At 41.3% G+C, this 21,088-nt stretch carries 16 protein-coding genes and 1 pseudogene; 3 read left to right on the plus strand and 14 right to left on the minus strand.

The annotated features are described in order from the left end of the window. Positions 1-161: 161 nt before the first annotated feature. Positions 162-1,082 (plus strand): sugar phosphate isomerase family, encoded by a 921-nt coding sequence (locus DN752_RS03810; protein WP_112782754.1) that lies wholly within the window; start codon positions 162-164, stop codon positions 1,080-1,082. Positions 1,083-1,304: 222 nt separating this feature from the next. On the opposite strand, the gene DN752_RS03815 is transcribed toward DN752_RS03810, so the two are convergent. Then, the gene (locus tag DN752_RS03815) at positions 1,305-5,792 is read right to left on the minus strand and encodes an ATP-binding cassette domain-containing protein (protein WP_112782755.1); all 4,488 of its coding nucleotides are present in this window, start codon (positions 5,790-5,792) and stop codon (positions 1,305-1,307) included. Positions 5,793-5,884: 92 nt separating this feature from the next. Then, positions 5,885-7,528 (minus strand): glucose-6-phosphate isomerase, encoded by a 1,644-nt coding sequence (gene pgi / locus DN752_RS03820; protein WP_112786408.1) that lies wholly within the window; start codon positions 7,526-7,528, stop codon positions 5,885-5,887. A gap of 319 nt (positions 7,529-7,847) precedes the next feature. Here pgi and DN752_RS03825 point away from each other — a divergent pair, with 319 nt between their 5' ends. Together DN752_RS03825 and DN752_RS03830 are read left to right on the plus strand one after the other, a co-directional pair. Then, the gene (locus DN752_RS03825) at positions 7,848-8,591 is read left to right on the plus strand and encodes an energy transducer TonB (protein WP_112782756.1); all 744 of its coding nucleotides are present in this window, start codon (positions 7,848-7,850) and stop codon (positions 8,589-8,591) included. Positions 8,592-8,620: 29 nt separating this feature from the next. Then, a complete protein-coding gene (locus DN752_RS03830; RefSeq protein WP_112782757.1) occupies positions 8,621-9,346 on the plus strand; it encodes an AAA family ATPase in 726 nt (241 codons plus the stop codon). Positions 9,347-9,452: 106 nt separating this feature from the next. Here the strand turns inward: DN752_RS03830 and DN752_RS24365 are convergent, their stop codons facing one another. The 12 genes and pseudogenes from DN752_RS24365 to DN752_RS03880 all read right to left on the minus strand — a co-directional run bounded on the left by DN752_RS24365 (position 9,453) and on the right by DN752_RS03880 (position 20,647). Next, complete coding sequence (locus DN752_RS24365; protein ID WP_162633101.1) at positions 9,453-9,629, minus strand: hypothetical protein; 177 nt, start codon at positions 9,627-9,629, stop codon at positions 9,453-9,455. Between the two features lie 314 nt (positions 9,630-9,943). After that, positions 9,944-11,206: a 6-bladed beta-propeller gene (locus DN752_RS03835; protein WP_112782758.1), complete on the minus strand. Its 1,263-nt coding sequence runs from the start codon at positions 11,204-11,206 to the stop codon at positions 9,944-9,946. Positions 11,207-11,543: 337 nt separating this feature from the next. Further along, a pseudogene (locus DN752_RS24855) lies at positions 11,544-12,034 on the minus strand (IS1595 family transposase); the annotation flags it as partial. Between the two features lie 108 nt (positions 12,035-12,142). Further along, entirely contained in the window at positions 12,143-12,730 is a 588-nt protein-coding gene (locus tag DN752_RS03845) for a hypothetical protein (protein ID WP_112782760.1), read from the minus strand. A gap of 178 nt (positions 12,731-12,908) precedes the next feature. After that, entirely contained in the window at positions 12,909-13,994 is a 1,086-nt protein-coding gene (locus DN752_RS03850) for a 6-bladed beta-propeller (RefSeq protein WP_162633102.1), read from the minus strand. A 353-nt stretch (positions 13,995-14,347) separates the two neighbouring features. After that, entirely contained in the window at positions 14,348-14,497 is a 150-nt protein-coding gene (locus tag DN752_RS24370) for a hypothetical protein (protein ID WP_162633103.1), read from the minus strand. A gap of 3 nt (positions 14,498-14,500) precedes the next feature. Beyond that, positions 14,501-15,715, minus strand: coding sequence for a 6-bladed beta-propeller (locus DN752_RS03855; protein WP_112782762.1), 1,215 nt, complete (start codon positions 15,713-15,715; stop codon positions 14,501-14,503). Between the two features lie 62 nt (positions 15,716-15,777). Further along, the gene (locus DN752_RS03860; protein ID WP_162633104.1) at positions 15,778-16,995 is read right to left on the minus strand and encodes a 6-bladed beta-propeller; all 1,218 of its coding nucleotides are present in this window, start codon (positions 16,993-16,995) and stop codon (positions 15,778-15,780) included. Positions 16,996-17,053: 58 nt separating this feature from the next. After that, a complete protein-coding gene (locus tag DN752_RS03865) occupies positions 17,054-18,268 on the minus strand; it encodes a 6-bladed beta-propeller (protein WP_162633105.1) in 1,215 nt (404 codons plus the stop codon). Positions 18,269-18,358: 90 nt separating this feature from the next. Continuing rightward, positions 18,359-19,471 (minus strand): hypothetical protein, encoded by a 1,113-nt coding sequence (locus DN752_RS03870; RefSeq protein ID WP_112782765.1) that lies wholly within the window; start codon positions 19,469-19,471, stop codon positions 18,359-18,361. Between the two features lie 46 nt (positions 19,472-19,517). Continuing rightward, positions 19,518-20,153 carry a hypothetical protein gene (locus tag DN752_RS03875; protein WP_162633106.1) on the minus strand — a complete coding sequence of 212 codons (636 nt, stop codon included), beginning with the start codon at positions 20,151-20,153 and terminating at the stop codon, positions 19,518-19,520. A 65-nt stretch (positions 20,154-20,218) separates the two neighbouring features. Beyond that, on the minus strand, positions 20,219-20,647 hold the full coding sequence (locus DN752_RS03880; RefSeq protein ID WP_112782767.1) for a 6-bladed beta-propeller: 429 nt from the start codon (positions 20,645-20,647) through the stop codon (positions 20,219-20,221). Between the last annotated feature and the right edge of the window lie 441 nt (positions 20,648-21,088).

Raw genomic sequence — 21,088 nt, forward strand, 5'->3', positions numbered from 1 at the left:
GCAAGGTCTGTGTTCTATCAGAACCAGGCACAATCCCCAACTTTCCGGCTTGATCCCAATGAATATCCCGTGTATAAGTGTATTTTTGACTTTTGTAAAGCTATTCGGTATACCAATATAGCCTAAGGAAAAATTAACCATTACAAAAAGATACGATTACAATGAACACAGACCACACGACATTCGTCAGAAATGAAGAAAATAATAATGTATGGCTGTCCAAGAAAAGTGATCCAGCCGCTAGCTTTTCGGATCATGGCATTACGCCCACCGTCCTTGACAGTGAGGCGGAGATAGGCCAAGCCATGCTAAATGAGCTTTATGCCACCGCAGAAGGAAAAGATGGTGATATCAATATTGCCCTGCTTGGTGGTAGAGGCGCTCAGGAATTACATCGTTTGCTAGGAAAGCTGGCAGAATCGGGAGAAAAAGATGAGCTGCTCTCGCGGCTGAATGTATTTACCCAAGATGCCCTGGCACCGATGGGTATGGCCAATGGTTTTAGTTTTGTCAGGGATTTTGAGCGCATTTTGGGCGATGCTTTTTTCAAAAAAATAAAGAGTTTTACGCCCATGCAAACCGATACGGAGGACTTAGAATCTGCCTTGGTCGACTATTTGAATAAATTGGAAGACTTGGGCGGTCTGGACATCTTCTTTATTGGTCATGGTCCAGAAGAAAACCAAGCATCGCACCTGGCCTATATCAAGCCCTTTTCCGGAGCAAAGCCCCAACACGTGGCCGGTTTGATCCCCATTTCCAGTAGTATTTTGGAGCACCACATCAGCAAGTTTAAAGCTGGTGGAAGTGTGGTGAACGAACATGACGAAAAGGAATGCCGCTCTGCCGAGTACATCCTCACCTTGGGGCCAGCAGCCATCTTGCAGGCCAAAAAGGTGGTTCAATCCGTAGTAGATGCCGATTCTGCCCCCGCCAAAGTCAAAACCTACGCTAAGGTCCTCCACACAGCCATCAGTACCGACAGAGAGGAAGCCCTGCAACAGCTAAATGCCAACCCAGGCTTATGGATCCGGCTAAACGCAAACACGAAATCCTTTGTACTGCCTAATTTGGGCGTGTAATTCCTGGTGAATGCTGTTGTCAGTTAGGCAATAATCAGGTCGAAAACTCAAGATTATGATTTCCCAACCCGAGTTTGCAACACCGGTTGGGAAATCATGGTATTTGCCATACGACAAAGTTACTTTACCATAGAAAAGTGCTAACCCTGTCTGTTGCACCCCGTTGTCCCGTCAGTTGCACTGCGGGGGCTTTTGAAATTATGCCCCCGACTCCCTTCATAATCACTCTAACACCACACCCACGCCAATTTTCTCCAGCAGGTACGGATTGTGATCGATCACTAGGATGTCATTGGCTTGGCTAAGATCTTGGAGAATATCAAATAGCAGATCGATATCCGCATAGTGCAGGCCAGTGCTCGGCTCATCCAAAACCAAGAGCTGGTCTTGTGTCTTGCCATTAAGCCAATTGAGCAATAGCAAGCGTTGTTTTTCTCCCGAGGAGAGGGATTTTACCGTTTGCTCCAAGCTCAGGTGCGCCAAGCCTATCGCTTCCAGTTGTTGGATAAATTGCTGCCTGGAGCTGGCCAAATGCTGATCAGCCAGCCAAGTTTGCCATTCCTTCAGCGATAGGGCCAATACCTCCGCGATATGGAGCCCTCCCACACGGTATTCCAATAAATGGGACTGGTATCGCTGTCCATGGCACACCTCGCATTGTTCGATATGGTTGGCGGCGACATCCAGACTGGTAGCTACTGTTCCGGTTCCCTTGCAGTTGGGGCATTGACTGGACTTGTTTTTGTAGGAAAAGTCCTTCGCCTTTAAGCCTGTCTCCTTTGCAAAGATTTTGCTAATGTCTTTTAATAGATCCAAATACGCCACCAGCAAAGTACTGTTATGGGCATTCAGCTTTTTCGGCTCAAAATACTGGGCACCGCTGTATGGTTGAGGACAGCTAATGGCGGTACAGTTCACCGGATGACCTTGGACGATGCTTGGTATCAGGACATCTTTCACCAAGGTAGTCTTTCCGATCCCCGACTTACCCGTAATGGCCGTAATACCGCCTACAGGTATGTCCAATGCTTCCTTGACCAACGTATGCTTGGCCAGTTGCCGTAATGATATCGCCTCCTTCCCTGCTTCCAAGGCAATCGGCTTGGTAGGTTGCTTTAAAAATGGATGGCAATCCGGCTTTTTCAGAAAGGCATTCGGGATTCCATCAAAGGTAACATATCCCCCATGTTTTCCGGCTTTTGGGCCAATCTCCACCAAATTATCCGCTGCCATCATGATTTCTTTGTTGTGCTCGATCACGATTACGGTATTTCCCTTTTCTACCAACTCCTTCAACAGTTGCACCAGGTCCGGAATATTCTCTGCCGATAACCCCGCAGAAGGCTCATCCAACAAATAAGTAATTCCCTTTAGTGGACTATTGAGCTGCTTGATCAGGGCCACCCGCTGCTGCTCTCCCCCGCTTAAGGTCGTCGACTTTCGGTTGAGCTGAAGGTGATCGATATGTAGTTGGCTTGCCCGTTTAAGCGTATTGGTCAAATGTGCCCTGATGCTTTCGATCAGCTGTTGATCGACCTGTTCAGTAGCTTTCGATGTACTTAACCAGCGGTCAAGTCCTCTGAAATCCATCGATTTCAGTGCATGGATGGACTTATCTCCAATTTGTACTTCCAGCCGTTCCGTTTTGAGCCCACTACCGTAGCAATGGCTGCATTCAGCGTATGAAAGCAGGGATTTGAGCGGTTGGTATTTGTTCTTTCGGGTCAAAAAATATTCATCCATCAGGTACTTGAAAAGACCGCTCCACTTCATCTTTACCTGCTGCGTACCTTCCCGGGTTTTGGTTTTGAATTTCCAAGTTGCCTCCCAGGTTCTTTCTTCCACACCTTTGAACACCACCTCTTTTTGAACAGCAGTCAATTCCTTGAACGGGGTAGTCAGGTCAAAGCCATATTCCTTTCCGACTACTTCCAAAATGGCCATGTACTGTCCACTGGCTTGGCCATAATACGCCAAGGATTTGTGATGCTCAAACAGCCCATCCGCAATGCACTGGTTCTCATCCAAGACGATTTTGTTGAGATCGGGGAGCAATTCCTGCCCCACCCCATCACAGACTACACATTTTCCCAATTCATGGTTACTGGAAAAGTGGCTTGCAGACCACTCCAACCCAGTGTACTGGGCCTTTCTGGAAAAGGCAAAACGCAGGGTTTTATCAAAATCCGTTTGTTGGGCAATGTCCGAATGCTCGGAAAAGTTCTTCTCCTTTCGGGTAATGCAAATACTCGGGGTAAGGCCTTCGATATAATCCACTTCCAGCTGAAAATTAACACCCACTCTCGATTGCTGATAGCTTGAAAATTGCTTGGTCATTTCCTGCAAGCCATACCCGTGCAAGGTATCAATGACCAAGGAGGACTTTCCGGACCCAGAAATTCCAGTGACCACCGACAAATGCTCCTTGGGGAATTCCAGGCTGATGTCTTTGAGGGCATGCGTACGGGCTCCTCTGACGGCTATGACGTCTTGGTCCTGTACCGGTGGCAGCTTGTCCTCGGACAACTGAGGGCGTAAGGCATTGTCCACCAATATATCACATCCGGATTGGAAAAGCGGGTGATTCTCGAAACATACAATCCCTGCCGTTTGCTCTTTTAGTTGGTTCAAGGCATCCATCAATTGCTGCACATTCTGCTGATGCAGCCCGATGCTCGGTTCCTCCAAGAGCAAGATGGTCTTTTTGAAAGGCTTGGCAAAATGCTTGGTCAACTTGATACGCTGAGCTTCTCCCCCGGACAAGGTATTGGAAGGCTGGCCCAGCTTGATGTATCCCAGCCCCAATTGGAGCATCAAGGTCAATATCTCCGCCAGTTTCTTTTCTTCTGCAAAAAAGCCCCTTGCTTCCTTGATACTCAGGTCATAGATCTCCGCAATATTCTTATTGCCCCAATGTACTTTTAGCACATCGGGCTTAAAGCGCTTACCTTGGCAGACAGGACAGATTTGATTGATATTTCCCATCACGCTCATGGAAAGGGTGATCACGCCCGCTCCTTCACAGTTGGGACAGCGACCGGTTTTGTTGTTAAAGGAAAAAGCGCCTTTTGCCAATTTCAAGGCTTTTGCCTCAGGGGTTTTGGCCAGCAAATCCCGGATTTTATCGGCCAGCCCGGTATAGGTGGAAGGATTGCTCCGAGGCGTTTTTCCAATCGGCTGGTCCGTTACCGTAAGGATATTCAGGTCATGCTCTTCAGCGTAAGCGGAAATCCGCTCCTGCACCGCACTTGTTTTTCTGCTGACCACGGACAAGGTTTTGGCAGCGGGCTGAAAACTGGCTACCGGCTTGAGTGCCACTTGCTTTTTAGTCTGCTTACCAGCCTCTTGAGTAGCGGTCAAGGTCGGGCTTTCAAGCCCTGTTGCCTGTAGAAATTCCTCGGTGGCTCCGTTAAAAAGGACTTCTCCCCCATCTACTCCTGCTTTTGGGCCCAGCTCCACGATCCAATCTGCCGATTGGATAAAATCAAGGTCATGCTCCACCACCATCACGGTATTTCCCCGATGGATCAATCGATCAAAAATATGGCGAAGATGCTGTTGATAAGCCGACGGCAAACCGATCGAGGGCTCATCGAATACATACAAGATGCCTTGCAGGCTGCTGTTCACCTGCTTGATCAACTTTATGCGCTGCCCATCCCCAGAGGAAATGTCCAAGCTGGATGTGCTCAGTTGATAATGCTCCATGCCGAGCCGGATAAGGTCCAGCAGTTGGGTGCACAGCTTATCGACCAGTACTTTTTCACCACCGGTAAAGGCTTGTGCTTGAAGGCGGTCATACAATTGCTGCAAGGGCAGCTCCATCCACTCCTGAAAGTTCAATCCCTTCCATCGGTACGTCAGGTGTTCGGGCTTTATCCGTGCCCCGTGACAGCTTGGGCATAATTTGGAGCTCACAAAGCGCAAGATGCTGACATTCCTATCAAGTCTAAGAATATCAGACATGATAGGGATAATCCCTCTGTAATAGCCTTCCTCACGCGGTTTGGCCTTGAACCCCTCCCACCTGAGTCGGGATTCCAGGCTGTGTTTGCCGTAAAAGACTTTGATGCGGTTACTGCCATAGAGGATTACCTCCTGCTGTTCGGGACTGAGCTCCTTCCAAGGTACATCTACCGAAAACCCATGCGCGGCACACACCTTGTCCAACTCCTCCACCGTTACCTGTGAATAAACAATATAGCCATTGGGCAAGGTGGTGGTGATGGCACCTTCCCGCAAGGTCTTGTTCTCGTCGCCCACCAATTTATCGATATCGATGTACTCCGCCTCACCAATGCCACGACAGTTTTCGCAGGCTCCCTTTGGGTGGTTAAAGGAGAAAAGTGACTTGCTCATGGTCTCCTCCCCCGCATAGCGGGCAAATAACACCCGAAACAGCGGTGTCAACTCCGATAGTGTCCCAAAAGTAGCGCTGATAGACTGAAAGCGCTTGGACTGCTCCACCTTGATCACCGGTGGCAACTCAGTGATACTGTCCACCTCTGCGGTAGGGATCGCTTGTGCATTTTGCTGGTTATAGGCCGGCAGGCTTTCCAAAAAATAGCGATATCCTTCATTGGCTATCACTCCCATGGCCAAGGACGATTTCCCTGATCCCGATAAACCTGTCACCACGACCAGCTGATTTTCGGGAATGGCCAATGAAACGTTCTTGAGGTTGTTTTGGTAGGCGTTCGTAATGCGCATATAAAATCTGTTTTCTTATAGAAGAGCAAAGATAGAAAAGAAAAAGCCCGACAAAAGCCGGGCCTTGAATCCTGTTCAACTGATCTATTGATTTATCTCATGGCTTTGTAAGCATTGATCAGGCCATTAGTAGACGCATCATGTGAGGTGACTTTTTCATCCCCTTCCAGCTCAGGAAGAATCTTCTTGGCAAGGACTTTTCCAAGCTCCACACCCCACTGGTCAAAGCTAAAGATGTTCCATATTGCCCCTTGGACAAAGATCTTGTGCTCGTACATCGCCACAAGCGCTCCCAAGGTATAGGGATCTACTTTTTTAACCAAAATGGAGTTGGTAGGACGGTTGCCTTCAAACACCTTGTGCGGTGCCAATTTGGCGATCTCGGCTTCAGATTTGCCGGATTTGGCAAGCTCCTCTTTTACCTCCTCCAGCGACTTACCGTTCATCAAGGCTTCTGTCTGCGCAAAGAAGTTGGAAAGCAACTTCGGGTGGTGGTCGCCTACAGGATTATGGGAAATGGCTGGTGCAATAAAATCACAAGGGATCAAATGGGTGCCTTGGTGGATCAATTGGTAAAAAGCATGCTGACCATTGGTTCCTGGCTCTCCCCAGATGATGGGACCGGTAGTATAGTCCACTTTTTCGCCATTCCTAGAGACATACTTCCCGTTACTTTCCATATTTCCCTGCTGAAAATAGGCTGCAAAACGGTGCATGTATTGATCATATGGCAAAATAGCCTCTGATGCAGCTCCAAGGAAATTGGTATTCCATATTCCTATCAAAGCCAGAAGCACAGGGATATTTGACTCCAAGTCAGCTCCTCTGAAATGCTTATCTACCGCATGTGCACCTTCCAATAGTTTTTCGTATTGATCAAAACCTATGGCACAGGCAATAGGCAATCCGATGGCAGACCAAAGCGAATACCTTCCTCCTACCCAATCCCAAAAGGCAAACATATTGTCCGTATCAATCCCAAATTCCGAAACAGACTCGGCATTGGTGGATAATGCCACGAAGTGCTTGGCTACGGCTGCTTCATCTTTGGCATGGTCAAGGAACCAAGATCTCGCCGTATGGGCGTTGGTCATGGTTTCTTGCGTCGTAAACGTCTTGGAAGCAATAAAGAAAAGGGTCGTCTCCGCATCTACTTTTTTCAAGGTTTCGGCCATATGTGTACCATCCACATTAGAGACAAAGTGGATATCGAGGCTTTCATATTGGTAAGGCTTCAGTGCTTCAGTCACCATTACAGGCCCCAAGTCACTTCCCCCAATACCGATATTCACCAGTGATTTGATGGGCTTTCCGGTGAAGCCTTTCCACTCACCATTATTTACCTTATCGGCAAAGGCCTTCATCTGCGCCAACACGGCATTGACATCAGGCATGACATCCTTGCCATCTACTTCCACAGGGGTATTGCTGCGGTTTCTCAAAGCCGTATGAAGCACAGCCCTATCTTCTGTCTGGTTGATATGGACACCAGTAAACATCGCCTCTACGGCTGACTTTAGGTCAATTTCATTGGCCAATTCAAAAAGCGTGGACAACACTTCATCATCTATCCTGTTTTTCGAGTAATCCACCAAAATGTCCTCAAAACGGGTCGAGTATTTCTCAAATCGACTGCTGTCAGCAAAAAGTGATTGGATGGTTTGTGATTTTTTCTGGTCAGCCAGCTGGGACAATTTTTTCCAAGCTGCTGTTTGTGTTGGATTGGTATTTTTCATGTTTATTAGGTTGATTGGAAGGTCTGCTGTGACCAGCCCATGGTAAAATGAGTTTTCCAATTATTGGTTTAAAAACAGTTCAGTGAACAAAAATAAGATTTATATTTTGGCCATAAAATTAATCGGCACGAGTTTCAGTTACCATGTTGTTAATTTTAGTTCTAATAGTTAGCTTTTTTTAATTAAGATGACAGCATTCATTCTAAAAACCGTCTCCCCCTCCCATCAAAAAGGTCATTTGCGTATTTTTGCGTAGCCGGATTATTGCCGCACAACAAAAAATCCACTAAATTATTGAACTACACAACTCCTCTGAATTATGCTAAACAAAGCTTTTCTATGTGTATTTTGCCTCACGCTGATTTTGACCTATAAGCTTCAGGCCCAAGGCGTTATCCCTCTTAATAAATACGGGGAAGAAATCAAGAAAAAAGAGAAGGCGTACTATTACAAAAGGTTATTTTCCAGTGACGACCAAAAAGATGCCTATCATATATTGACCAAAGACCTTAAACTCGTTGGCTTATGGGTATTTATCAAGGACAAAAATGGAGAAATCATCCATTCCTCCAAGACTACTGTAGATTCCCTGGGCAACAAGACGGCAATAACCAACCACGATTATGTAGCCCGTATCGTCGAAAGGACATTTCTGAAAGAAGGAAAACCCATCAAGCAATACTATCAGGTATTGAAAAGCAATGCTACCTATATCAAGGAGGCTGATAGTGGTGAGTTTATCGAAACCCAACGTGTCATCCATGATGCCGCTTTCAAGGAGCCTAATGATTGGAATGACTTTCTGGCTCGGGAGATCACCTACCCCACTGAGGCTCGGCGAAATGGGGACTCGGGTACCGTCAAGGCTGCATTGTATATCTCCAAAGAAGGAAAGCTATCACATGTAGAAATTGCCAATTCGGCTTTTATGGCAAACAGTTTATGTAAAGAGGTCAGAAGACTGGTCAATAAATATGATGGGGACTTCTACCCTGCCCTAGACCTGGAAGGAAACCCTGTGGATGATTATTTCATTGTACCCATCAGATTTGTGTTAAATTGAATTTTTGAAATCACTGTTCACTCCCGATCATGGAACTCAACCAGAATTTTCTTACTTCCCTAGAGCCTCTTTTTGGCAATAAAAAAGGCTACCCCTATGATATACCTTCCCTCGCCAACTTGAAGGAGCTTTCATTTGGTGCTCCTGTCACGTTCTTCGTCGGGGAAAATGGCAGTGGAAAATCTACCTTACTGGAAGCCATTGCAGTGGGCATGAGCCTAAATGCCGAAGGCGGCAGTAAAAATTTCAACTTCTCGACACAAGAAAGCCATAGTCCACTATCGGAAGACATCAAGTTTATCAAAGGCTATAGAAAGCCCAAAGACAGTTTCTTTCTTAGAGCCGAGTCCTTTTACAATGTAGCCTCCGAAATCGATCGGCTCGGAGAAGAAATTTACAAATACTATGGCAATAGATCATTACACACCAGATCGCATGGAGAGGCCTTTTTGGCACTAATGGAAAACAGGTTCAGGGGAAATGGATTTTATCTTCTTGACGAAATAGAGTCAGCCTTAAGCCCTTCCAGGCAACTAGACGCCTTGGCCCAAATTGACCGTTTGGTAAAGCAACAGTCTCAATTTATTATTGCCACTCATTCCCCTATTCTGCTGGCCTACCCCAATGCCGATATCTTGGAATTCTCCGAGCAGGGCTTACAAAAAGTGCCCTACGAAGAAACAGCCACTTATCGTGTGACAAAGGATTTTTTGACGAATTATAAGCACATTCAGCATGTATTGTTTGATCAATAGACAGTAGTTCGTCCATTAGCAAACTTTTTGGCCAGTGCTTGATCACTGCTCCCGTTTTTTTTAGTAAAATCGAGTTTGGTAGGAGCTGGTACGGCTTCCTTTTTTGTCAGTAAATCCCCCCGAAGGCAACAGGAAAGACCACCGATAGATAACCGGAATACGGTCCAGGATTAAAGAAGCTGCCCGTAACCGGAAATCCCGAATGCAATGAAGGATATATCCCGTAAAGCTGGAGCTCTCCGTAAATTACCTGAGCCAGACCTCCCAGTACTAGAACTGTCATCAGTATTATGCTCTGGTTACCTGTACCTATTACTCTGATCATGAAGTACAATATCCCCATACCAGTAATATAATGGATTCGATATGATATAGGCGGCCCCTTGTGTAACACAAACTACTAGTAAAATATATATTATAAAATAGAGGTCAGCAGATAAATTCATAATTGGGACAATTTTTATAATACGACTTCATGATATCTGTCTCTAATCAAACCAGATAATAGGGTATTATCAACGTTTACTGAGAAACTCACTATATTTATCTTCTTGGTCAGGTACGAATCATTGCCTGTCCATAACCACACAACCTATTTTACATAAATACTTTCTTGGGCTTCATCAAAAGAATAATCGGATTGTCTTCCGCTTTAACAGTGCCCACCCCATTAAAATACATTTCTTTTTCCTGAAGTTCATGCCAGGGTAATACTACCTCCACTAGGAAATCACCGTGCATCACCTCATAGCGAATGGCCCACAAATATGAACTCAAGTAAATGTTCCTTGGAAAATCAGTCAAGTCATTGACTATTTTGTGAACGTGAAAATACCTATTTGATTTCTTGAAGTTTATATAATGGTTCAGCTGGTTGGTCGAATTTTCCTTAAAGTAATAGGAGAACGCCATAACATCATCGTTATTGATATTAAGTACCGGAAAAGTTGCCAACCCTTCCGTTCCCCTTTCCAAATACTCCATTTGTTTCTGGGTACTCCTTTGCCCAACTGTATTATCCATTCCATATTTCTCAAAATCAATGGTCAAAATAGGATCTGCCTCCATTCCAGATAACTGATAAAACGTATTGCTGTACATCAGCGAGACATATATATCCCCTTTATCATTCACTGTGAAACTTTCCACATTTGGGGAAAATGTATTTCCTTGGGAGTCTATATTCTTCTTAAAAAGCGCCCTTTGATCCTTATTGTCTTTTACCACAATAAGATCAGCATTGGTTACTTCATCATTTACAATATTTTCAATCTGCTGGGTGGAAAAGTACATAAAGTCATTTTTCCTTCTCCAAGAATTCGCCACTGGGGCAATAACTGGACGTTCTCGAAGGTACTCAAAGGAAATATTGGAATACTTGATCATTCTGGATCGCTCTCTTTTAGAATCATCGATTACCTCTATAAAGTCTTCATTTTCACTTATAAAGACCGGCCCCATCACAGTATATTCTTCGGGAGATTCCCCTTTATTGTCCAATTTTGAAATAAAACGCCCTTTCTTGTCAAATACAAAAATCGCCTCCTGTTGTTTATCTATTGCATATATGTACTTCTCTTTGATGACAACCTCTCTCAATTGCCCCATAAGGCAATTTTCACTGGTTTCGAGTTTTATATAATATACTGAATCCACCAATTCAGACAGTAGCATTGACCGATCAGCTTCTTTGGGGTTTATAACCAATACCTCATCTGCTGTGTGTCTTTTATCACCACAACTGCTGAAACATAATAAAAGGGTAAAAAAAATAAACCAACCAATCCCACAATCGATTACTAATGCCCTAAGCAGAAATAGCCGTCTTCTTAGGGTATAATTAAAGGCTAGAGAGAACATCTTATTACCTAATTGCACTCGCACCTTATGGAACTACATTCCGGCGATTTTCCACTAGGACAACATGCTGTACATTTTACAGTAGGTTGTCCATTATAATAATCCGTATGTGTGCAAGATCCACCAGGACAGTCAGAAACTGAACCCTCACTCTGCGCATACGCCTTACTATCTAACACTATAAGCGCCAAAGAAGGCAACAACTTTTCCTTATCAAAGTCCAAGCTGATCATAATGTTAAAGGTCAGCATTAGTCCGAAAACCCCTGCTGCGACCCAACGAAGCCATTTAATTGCTTTTAGGTTGTTTTTCATCATATTATAGTTAAATGTTATGATTATACGCTATCGTGCCAGTACGGGTAAATAGCCGCAATTACCAGCCTGTCAAATAATTTTTGGCCGAAGTTACTGATGGCTATATGTGCCCATTTCAGGTTGAATTTCCCCTCTGTCGATGAGGATATTTATGGATATGGATATCCACGCAGTCCTCCAGATTGACATAAGTCGTGCTTTCATCGGTCTGCAATACAGCCTCTTTATCTATAAAGTCCCTTACCAGTTTTTCGGCCGTTTTGGCTTTCTGGTCTTCGATCTTCTTCATTTTGAAATAACGGCAGCTTTTGTCCTTCTTCCCTGGTTCAAGGTCTCCCAAAACCGTAGATTCTGCCATTGTGGCCACTATGGCCTGTCTTTGGCTGCCCCTTCCTTTTTTGAGTGCCTGTTTTTTATCCTAACTGGTGGCTTTTTCCAAAAGGTCTCGTCATACTCCGCCATATCCTCAAGCCGGTATAATCCGTCGTTTTTTGCCCATTATTTCCCTGATTGTCCTGACACAAATAATCAACATCCTTCCGCTTTATAAAAGCTTTGAGACTAACTTAGGATACTGCCATAAATTCGTAAAATCATAAATGCCTTTTTCTATACCAATTCACCTGTATTTATCCAAAAACAGATCTGGGATTTCAGGAAAGCCTTTTGGGATGACACAGGCATCCAGAACGACTCCATTTAGATCACAGACCACATAAGCTGGAGAGGAAATTTGCTGGAACAACCGAGTAGATGTGTAATGGACATCTCCTTCATAAGTATACTTGTTTTTGAAAACTCTCCTTTGCCGTTCCGAGCTCTCGTTTATTAAGATATTAATGATTCCCTCCAACCCTTTTTCCTTTATCCGTTTCATCTCTATATCCAGGCACTTTGTACAAGAATTGACATCGATCAGTAAAATCAAGCGACGCCCGTTTTTATGGTTCATGCCCAGCCCTGAAAGATCCAATTGCTCCTTCTGGAGCCTGATGTTTTCCATTGCGATCCCCTGTAAGGTCGCCGTATAGCCCTCCATGAGGGAAGCATATTCCTGGAGCGATTCCAGTTCTTTTGTTTTTTTTGTCAACTCCACTGCATGCTTCACGCTATATTGTATATTCTGTTCCTTGGCTTTATAAAACGTATAAGCTAAAAATGCCAAGAGAAAGTTAAATACAATACTTATAATGATGACTTTTTTCATAAAACGATTTTTTTAAAATTTACAGTTACCATGAACTATCAGAAATAACCATCGCATAGGGCACCGGAGACCTGTCTCTTACAGATGCCAGCTTAAAGTATCCTGAGCGCAAAGCGAGGGGATGTTCATCGCACAAGAAATAACTGCTGCAGTAGCGATCGTACGAAAAATTGATTTTCTACGAGGGCATTTTGACATATCGGTATTTGTATATAACAGGTTTTGATATATCTATACTATCCAGGTTTTCCTCCTTCATCCCCAGCAGGCGGAGTGTTTCCCTGGAATATTCATCGGGGTACAGCAGCGCGATATTATAGCCTTGCTGGACACTGATTGGGGCAATGACATAATCTGTAACTTCGCCCAAGTCTTTTATGATCATCCCTTTTTCGGTTTTGAAGTCATACAAACCTTGCAATTGGGGTTCAATATCTTGGTTATAAAAGTTCACACTTACGATACTTCCAGTCCTATTAAAGTTATGCGCTGCAAAAAAATAATGTCCCTCAGAAAGGAGTTCATAAAAGTCCTCAGCATCTGAAAACTCGGCGACCTCTGTAGGAATCCCATGACTTCCAAAGTCAATCAAATACTGTTCTTTAAGTATTTTCCCATCCATCTTGTACACCATCTCCGACAAAGGCTCGCTATAATACAGCTCACCTGTATCGTCAGTTGAAAAACCAGTACTTTCCGTAGCTTCTATAATCCCAGGCCTTTTCTTTATATTGCTAATCAGCTGAAAATCTTCATCGTAGAATAGCTGTCCGTAATAATAACCCTCCTCCTCAAAATCGTCACTTATTCCCATGAAACCTTTTCCGGTGCCTACCATTTCGGTCAGGTAAATATTCATAGACTGCGAAGAAACCAGGTCAAATTCGGGAAAGGTATATTTAACAATGTTCCCTAGCCTTCTATCATATACATAAACGTTTCCTCCACTTACTGCAAAGGCATATAAAGATAAATACTCTCCTTCTGCTTCTCCATGTCTCTTCAATCGACCAATGTAGTTCCCTTCATGATCAAAAACATACAGTGCTTTGGCTAGTTCCCTGTCATGGAGAACCATATACTTATCCGTAAACCTTATGGTCTCAATCTTTCCGAGATAAACAGAATCTGGAAGTCGAAGGGGTACAAACTTGCTTTCCTTCGGAATTTCTCTGAAATCCACGTCCTTCAATGGCGCCTTTGAAAAATCAATTTTCTTAAGCCCTTCTTTTACATTGGCTGAATTACAACTTATCGTAACCAATAACGAAACAATTAAAAAAGCTATCTTCCGCTGAAATTCCATACTTTTCACTAAAACTGGGATAAACCAAACCTAAATGCAACAACACTTGGGTCTTTGTCAGGAACGCCATAACAAACCAAAGTACTACTCAACATACCTAATAAAGGAGTCAAATAAAAAATAATCTATTGAAAAAAAATACAAAATATTTCAAATATTATACAATTCACTACCTACAGGTACTTTATATATTAAGGGCATGAAAATATACCCCTGCTATAAACTGAATCTGTAAGGCTAATTCCTAAAATGGAGTCCAGTTGTCGGCCACCATTCATAGCAGCCACATGAAAGCTGGACTTATATGGTGCCTACGCATTTTCTTGATGCTCATCTTGGTACTCATTGAGCTGAACCAACAATCCCACATCGCGTTCCATTCGGACATACCTGTAAAGCATTGCGCCGTTTAGCCCCATCAACAAAACGACCAAGGCTATCCACACCACCCTTTCCTTCATTTCCTAAAAATCATTAAGCCTAAAGAATACCAGTACCGGATTGTCCTCTTTGGTCAGGTCACGTACCTTAGCCTTGTCCGTCTCGGACAGCATCTTACTTTTCGTATTAAATGGAAAATCCTTTCTGGGAATATACCAAGAGATAAACTCTTCTTTGTAAGTGCTTTGGGGAGGAGCTAAACTAGGGATTTCTTCAATATTAAACCGACCACTTGTTCCTCCTTCCATATTTCCAGTTCTTTTATCTCCATATATAACAGTTTTGGATTTTCTAAACCAATTATCAATACTAAAAAATTGAAAATCAGCCGTTTCCAAATATTCTCCAATAAAAAAGAAATAATCATTTTCTTTTACCACCTTTTGAAACTCCTCGAAAGACCCCTTTATGTATTTTAGGGGGAGTTGATTTTCATTATAATTCAAAATGTATTTCGATTTCAACTGGTCTGAACTTTGATCATACTGGTAAATAGTATCATTGAATCTTTGAGTAACGATTATTTCATCGTTATCATAAATATACCTTTGCCAAAGGTACCTCACTTTTATTGATGAGCTGGAAAGCCCCACACCATTGACCTTAAAGTTCTTGTCTGTCACCCAAAAACTATACTGTTCGAATCCTCGCATATGGTCATTACCCTGGACAGGCAATTCATAAATTAAATATCCCTTTGGTATAGCCACAATATTGTAAAAACCAAAGGGCAAACGCTCCTGTCGGATGAATTTACCATCTGGTTTATAAAAGGACAAAAACGAGTGTTCATAGGCGATCAACTGATCATTTTCCTCATCAAAATCAATATCGTACAAGCGACTCAGCTCACCAGGCCCTTGACCATTTGGTATCCTTCTGATAAACTTGCCCTCATTATCAAACACCACCAATCCGCCGCCCTTAAATCTATCATAAATATAAATGTGTGATTCGGTAGCTAAAACTTTGTTTATGGGACCAATTAGGCTCTTTTCAGTAGTTTCAAGGGGTACAAGCCGAATGCTTTTTACCAATTTTTGAAAATCAAATACTTTATTTGACAATATGGGATTCAAGTCCACCCTGACCAAGGAGTCACTAACCGTATGCATTACCCTCGTCTCCCCTAAGTGAAGGGAAGACACCTGCTCTTCAGTATATCGGTCGATCTTTTCCTTTTTCTCGGAACATCCCAATAGAAATAAGAAAATTACCGAGTAAATAATATTTTTCATAAAATAAACATGTTTATATATAAGTTTCAGACCACAATAGATAGGCTAATGCATATTCTAAGCTAAAAATCATTAAGTCTAAAGAATACCAGTACCGGATTGTCTTCCTTGGTCAGGTCACGTACCTTAGCCTTGTCCGTCTCGGACAGGATCTTGCTTTGCGTATTGAACGGAAAATCCTTCTTTGGTGTGTACCAAGAGATAAACTCGTCTTTGTAAGTGCTTTGGGGAGGAGGCAAGTCAGGCATATCTTCAATCCTAAAGCCTGAAATCGCCCCCCCTGTCAAATTACCTGATTTTTTATCTCGATAAACTACACTCCTACTTCTCCTATGCCTGTTCCTTAGGCAAAAAAGTTGAAAATCACCTGCCTCTAGGTATTCACCTATATAAAAGAAATAATCATTGTCTATTGATGCACTTTCAAACTTCGCATACCCCTCTTCCAAATAGCTTTCCGGGAGTTTTGTTTCATGAAAATCCAGTAAGTATTTTGCTTGAAGCCGGTTTGTCTCTGCTTCATATTGATAGATGGTATCGTTGAATTTTTGGGTTACTATGATCTCCTTGTTTTTGTACAGGTAACGATACCAAGTATAATAACTAATATTAACAAAATGGCTTGGTAATTCTACTGAAATCACCTTGAAATTTTTGTCCGTCACCCATAAATTAAAATCCCTAAACGCGTCACCACCTCCGTTACCTTGACCTGGCATTACACTAATCAAATAACCATTTGGTATAGACATAATATTGAAGAAATCAAAAGGCAAACTTTCTTCCCTAATGAACTCCCCATCCGGACTATAAAAGGACAAAAAAGAATGTTCATAGGCAATCAACTGGTTATTTTCCTCATCAAAATCAATATCATATAAACCACTCAGTTCTCCAGACCCTTTACCATTTGGTATCCTTCTGATAAACCTCCCTTCATGATCAAACACCGCCAAACCTCCACTTTTAACCTTATCATAAATATAAATGTGTGAATCAGTAGCCAGCACTTTATATATGGGGCCAATTCGGCTTTTTTTCGTAGTTTCCAAGGGAACAAGCCGAATGGTTTTCACCAAATCCTGAAAAGCAAAAATATTTCGTCGCAATATGCGGTTAATGTCCACAATTTCTAAGGAACCGATTTTCTTACGCCGAGCCTTTATCTGTCCCAAGTTGAGAGAGGAAACCTGCCCTTCAGTATAGCGGTTGTTCTTTTCACTTTTCTCGGAACATCCCATAAGAAATAAGAAGATTACCGAATAAATAATGTTTTTCATGAAAAAATCTGTTTTATCATAAGCTTCAGACCACAATAATAGGCTAATATATTCTGGTCTAAAAATCATTAAGCCTAAAGAATACCAGTACTGGATTGTCCTCTTTGGTAAGATCCTTGATTTTCTTCTTATCCTCTCCAGAGATTATGTTACTCTTGGTATTAAAAGGGAAATCCTTATTGGGGATATACCAAGAAATCAATTCATTACCATAAGCACTTTTTGGAAAAACAAGAGGTGGTAATTCTGAAATTTTAATATCCCCATGCGTTCCTCCGACCAAATTACCTGACCTTTTATTTCTATAGATAATAGGCCTTAAGTTATTATACCAATTGTCCAGGTAGATCACCTGAAATTCACCTATGTCTAGATATTCTCCAATAAAAAAGTAATAGTCGTTGTTTTTTAATGTACGTTTAAACTCCTCATAATTCCCTTCCAAGTAGCGCTGCGGAAGTTTTTTGTCTTGAAAATCCAGCAAGTATTTTGCTTGAAGCCGATTTGCCTTTGCATTATACTGGTATATGGTATCGTTGAATTTTTGGGTAACCATTATTTTTTGATTTTTGTACAGATAACGATACCAACTATAATTAATATTGTCATAATAACTTGATAATGCTACTGAAATGACCTTGAAATTTTTATCCGTCACCCATAGGTTGTACTGCTCTAATCCCTGCATATGCTCATTACCATCACCTGAAGATGAAAACATCAAATAGCCATTTGGTATAGCCACAATATTGTAAAAACCAAAGGGTAAACGCACTTGCCGGATGAACTCACCATCTGGCTTATAAAAGGACAAAAATGAGTGTTCATAAGCAATCAACTGGTCATTTTCCTCATCAAAATCAATATCGTACAGACGACTCAGCTCCCCAGGCCCTGGGCCATTTGGAATTCTTTTAACAAATTTGCCTTCTTGGTCAAAAATAACAATACCTCCTCTCTTATACCTATCATATACATAAATATAGGTTGCTGTGGGTATTACCTTATAAATCGCATCTACCAAGCTCTCCTCGATTGTTTCCAAAGGTACCAGGCGAATCTCCTTCACCAAGGATTGAAAATCGAAATTCCTTTTTCCATAAAATTGATTAAGATCTATCGGTATCAAAGAATCCTTTTCGGATACCAGAACCCTTGAATGTTCTAGATGAAGGGAGGAAATTTGTTCAGCTGTGTAGCGTTCATTGGTTTCTTTTTTTCGAGAGCAACCTAGAAGACCAAACAAAATAAAAATGATAAAGTAATATTTCATAATAGTATAAATAATAAAAAAAATAAAAATAGATGTTTTTATCCAAAAAAACCAACTACAAAGCATTAACAATATTTGTCAGAACATTTTTTATATTTCATCTAAATCAAACCCAATAAACTTCATAATATCCTCATCATCTATATCAATTCTAAAAAATAACTTCCCGTCGTATATAAAGCCTTGATTCGTCAAATATTTATACTTATCATCCAAAACAGAAAAACTAAGTGGAGACAACCTTTCAGAGAATTTAATTAACTCAATCTTTCTTTTAGGATCAGTATCTTCTAATCTATCAAAAATAGCTTTCTGTTTTTTTACTCTAATTATATTTCCTGATTCAATATCAAAAAACAATTCCAAAAAAATAGGTTGCAAATTAACTCCTCGATTCCAATCGGAAGAATGAGTGTCATATTTCTTAGAATCGAAAGGAGCCGAAATATTATCACCATATGAGCTTGAGTTAATGATTTTTAGATCATTTAAAAAATCAAACTCGAACAATTCATTGGAAGCAGGAAACGAAAAGATAATTCTATCTTCTACCTCGTCATACACCTGGTAAATATAATCATAGGGAAATGATCCCCACTCCCCGTTTAAATATTCTTCTGGCAAAAAACCATATGTTGTAACTTTTTTATTGCTAACATTATACTTCATTAAAGGCTTGTAATCATCTTTATAATAACCAAAAAACACGGAGTTGTAATAAAGCTCTCCTTTCCGGAAAATCATAGGACTGACTGTAGTAGAGTAGATACTTTGTCTTATATTTAAGTCTATGGTACTATACCTATCGATCAATTCTCCATCAATATTGGATAGATAAGTATATAACCCTTTTGTCATTAGAAATATTGAGTCATTATTATGAAACCGATAACTCATTAAACCATTTTGTAATCCCTCACCCCCTTCCTCAAAATGAAGTAGTTTAACAGGCGCGCCTTGAGCCTTAAGATCATAAAAATAAATAGTGTTTGTCATATCATTCAACATCGTTAGGTGTTGTAATGAATCACTCATAACTACCTGAAAGGCATTGGAATAGCTTAGGGTAAGGCTATCTAATTTAAAAACTAAACTATCAACAGGAGAAATTACTTGGTCACCTTTATTTGAATGGTCCTTTACATTACAAGAAAGGACAAACAAAAACCCTACAGATAAGATGTATTTACTATTTATGAACATATTTTAATTTAAAAGGCCATGAGAATCAAAATAACCTAAAGAGTTATCACTTCCCAATTGGATCGACTTGGTATGAAAGTACAACAGGACTTTCTGGATCTCCTGTCAGCTGATTTTTCACCTTAAACTTCTCGGGAACATGTGATAAATGAATCATATTCAGATAGTTACCCTCTTTGGACATACCCTGAGGCTTTTGCCAATCACCTAAATAAAGGTCATTTTCTATTCCGGAAATAACCTTGCTCACACCTGACTCCAGGTCAATCAAGCCAAGGTGAATGGTATCAATAAATCCAACGTAATAATAGAAAAAGAGCTGATCCGAATTACCATCAAAATAAACACAAAAAGGAGCAAAAGCGTAGTTATTCCTTTTAACCTCCCCAAATAACAATTCTGGATCATCACTTTTCCAGACTTCCGGTGGAACCGTTTTCTCGCCAAAATCAATTTTAACCCAAGGCACAAACTCCTGATTTCCTTCATCCACCTTAAAAGCTACTCCCTGAAACGGATGAAAAAACAGAATTTCATCTTTATAATAGCCAAAACTCTCTGGGACGACACCCATAGAGCTTAAAAGTGAAAGGGATAGATTGGCGTCTTTTTGTACTTCATTATTAATGTCTAAAAACTGGAACCCTTTATAATTCCCGTTGTCCAAAACATTTTCATTCATCACAAGCTTTTTTCCGCTGCCCAGTAATATCCCTACACTCCAAAAGCTTCCTACAGACACGCTCTTTAGCAACCTAATTTCATCATTTTCATAGCTGAAATACAGTATCCGCTGGCCTCTCCGCTCGTAAATCTGGACAATGCTATTTTGGCTATATCCTTATAATCTTCCGGACCATCTCTCTCCTTATCTAGTTGCCATTTAAATCTTCCTGACCGATCATAAGCCGTGACGGTCTTTGACTTTTCACTGTCCAAAATATAATAATCACCACCTACCTGTTTGATCCTGTCCGACGCTCCAAAATAAATTCCCTTTGGGTTTATTAAAGGGATATAGGAAACATCATGTACCATTTCTGAAGCCAAAACGCTTACACCTTTGCTTGGCTGTACTTTATAATGTATTAAATCATGCCTGTCTCCATTTTTACCTGTGCATGCATTTAAACATATACAACAAAATGATATTAACACTATTGCGGGACTTCTCATTAGATAAATAGTTTTTCTGATTATACGCTTTATTGCCAGTAGGTTTTATTTCTCATGGAACACACAGAACTCCCAGAATGAAATAAGGCTTTTCTGAGATTTCCGTGTTTTCTGTGAGCACCTATTTAATGTTCCTGTAATTACTGGTATCATTGCGTATAATCATAATAGTTTTTATGAGTCTCCGGAATCATACACGTAACCAAACCTAATTGATAAATTGTTTTCCCGTTCTTTTCCTTTGATGAAAAGAACCAAAAATCTAGTCCAGTGGTGAGATCTTTAACTATCGAAATCATATTATGTAATTGTTCCACTACGTGCAATTTCACGGATAGTCATTATAGTTTTTAATGTTGATTGATAAAGAAAACTAACTCATTACAAACCAAAGTACTACTCAACATACCTAATAAAGGAGTCAAATAAAAAATAATCTAT

The sequence above is a fragment of the Echinicola strongylocentroti genome, from assembly GCF_003260975.1.
GTDB classification, from domain to species: domain Bacteria; phylum Bacteroidota; class Bacteroidia; order Cytophagales; family Cyclobacteriaceae; genus Echinicola; species Echinicola strongylocentroti.

Bases quoted from the DNA above. Each gene is read 5' to 3' on its own strand.
- DN752_RS03810 (WP_112782754.1), top strand. From the start codon at position 162: ATGAACACAGACCACACGACATTCGTCAGAAATGAAGAAAATAATAAT.
- DN752_RS03815 (WP_112782755.1), bottom strand. From the start codon at position 5,792: ATGCGCATTACGAACGCCTACCAAAACAACCTCAAGAACGTTTCATTG.
- pgi (WP_112786408.1), bottom strand. From the start codon at position 7,528: ATGAAAAATACCAATCCAACACAAACAGCAGCTTGGAAAAAATTGTCC.
- DN752_RS03825 (WP_112782756.1), top strand. From the start codon at position 7,848: ATGCTAAACAAAGCTTTTCTATGTGTATTTTGCCTCACGCTGATTTTG.
- DN752_RS03830 (WP_112782757.1), top strand. From the start codon at position 8,621: ATGGAACTCAACCAGAATTTTCTTACTTCCCTAGAGCCTCTTTTTGGC.
- DN752_RS24365 (WP_162633101.1), bottom strand. From the start codon at position 9,629: ATGACAGTTCTAGTACTGGGAGGTCTGGCTCAGGTAATTTACGGAGAG.
- DN752_RS03835 (WP_112782758.1), bottom strand. From the start codon at position 11,206: ATGTTCTCTCTAGCCTTTAATTATACCCTAAGAAGACGGCTATTTCTG.
- DN752_RS03845 (WP_112782760.1), bottom strand. From the start codon at position 12,730: ATGAAAAAAGTCATCATTATAAGTATTGTATTTAACTTTCTCTTGGCA.
- DN752_RS24370 (WP_162633103.1), bottom strand. From the start codon at position 14,497: ATGAAGGAAAGGGTGGTGTGGATAGCCTTGGTCGTTTTGTTGATGGGG.
- DN752_RS03855 (WP_112782762.1), bottom strand. From the start codon at position 15,715: ATGAAAAATATTATTTACTCGGTAATTTTCTTATTTCTATTGGGATGT.
- DN752_RS03860 (WP_162633104.1), bottom strand. From the start codon at position 16,995: ATGAAAAACATTATTTATTCGGTAATCTTCTTATTTCTTATGGGATGT.
- DN752_RS03865 (WP_162633105.1), bottom strand. From the start codon at position 18,268: ATGAAATATTACTTTATCATTTTTATTTTGTTTGGTCTTCTAGGTTGC.
- DN752_RS03870 (WP_112782765.1), bottom strand. From the start codon at position 19,471: ATGTTCATAAATAGTAAATACATCTTATCTGTAGGGTTTTTGTTTGTC.
- DN752_RS03875 (WP_162633106.1), bottom strand. From the start codon at position 20,153: ATGAATGAAAATGTTTTGGACAACGGGAATTATAAAGGGTTCCAGTTT.
- DN752_RS03880 (WP_112782767.1), bottom strand. From the start codon at position 20,647: ATGAGAAGTCCCGCAATAGTGTTAATATCATTTTGTTGTATATGTTTA.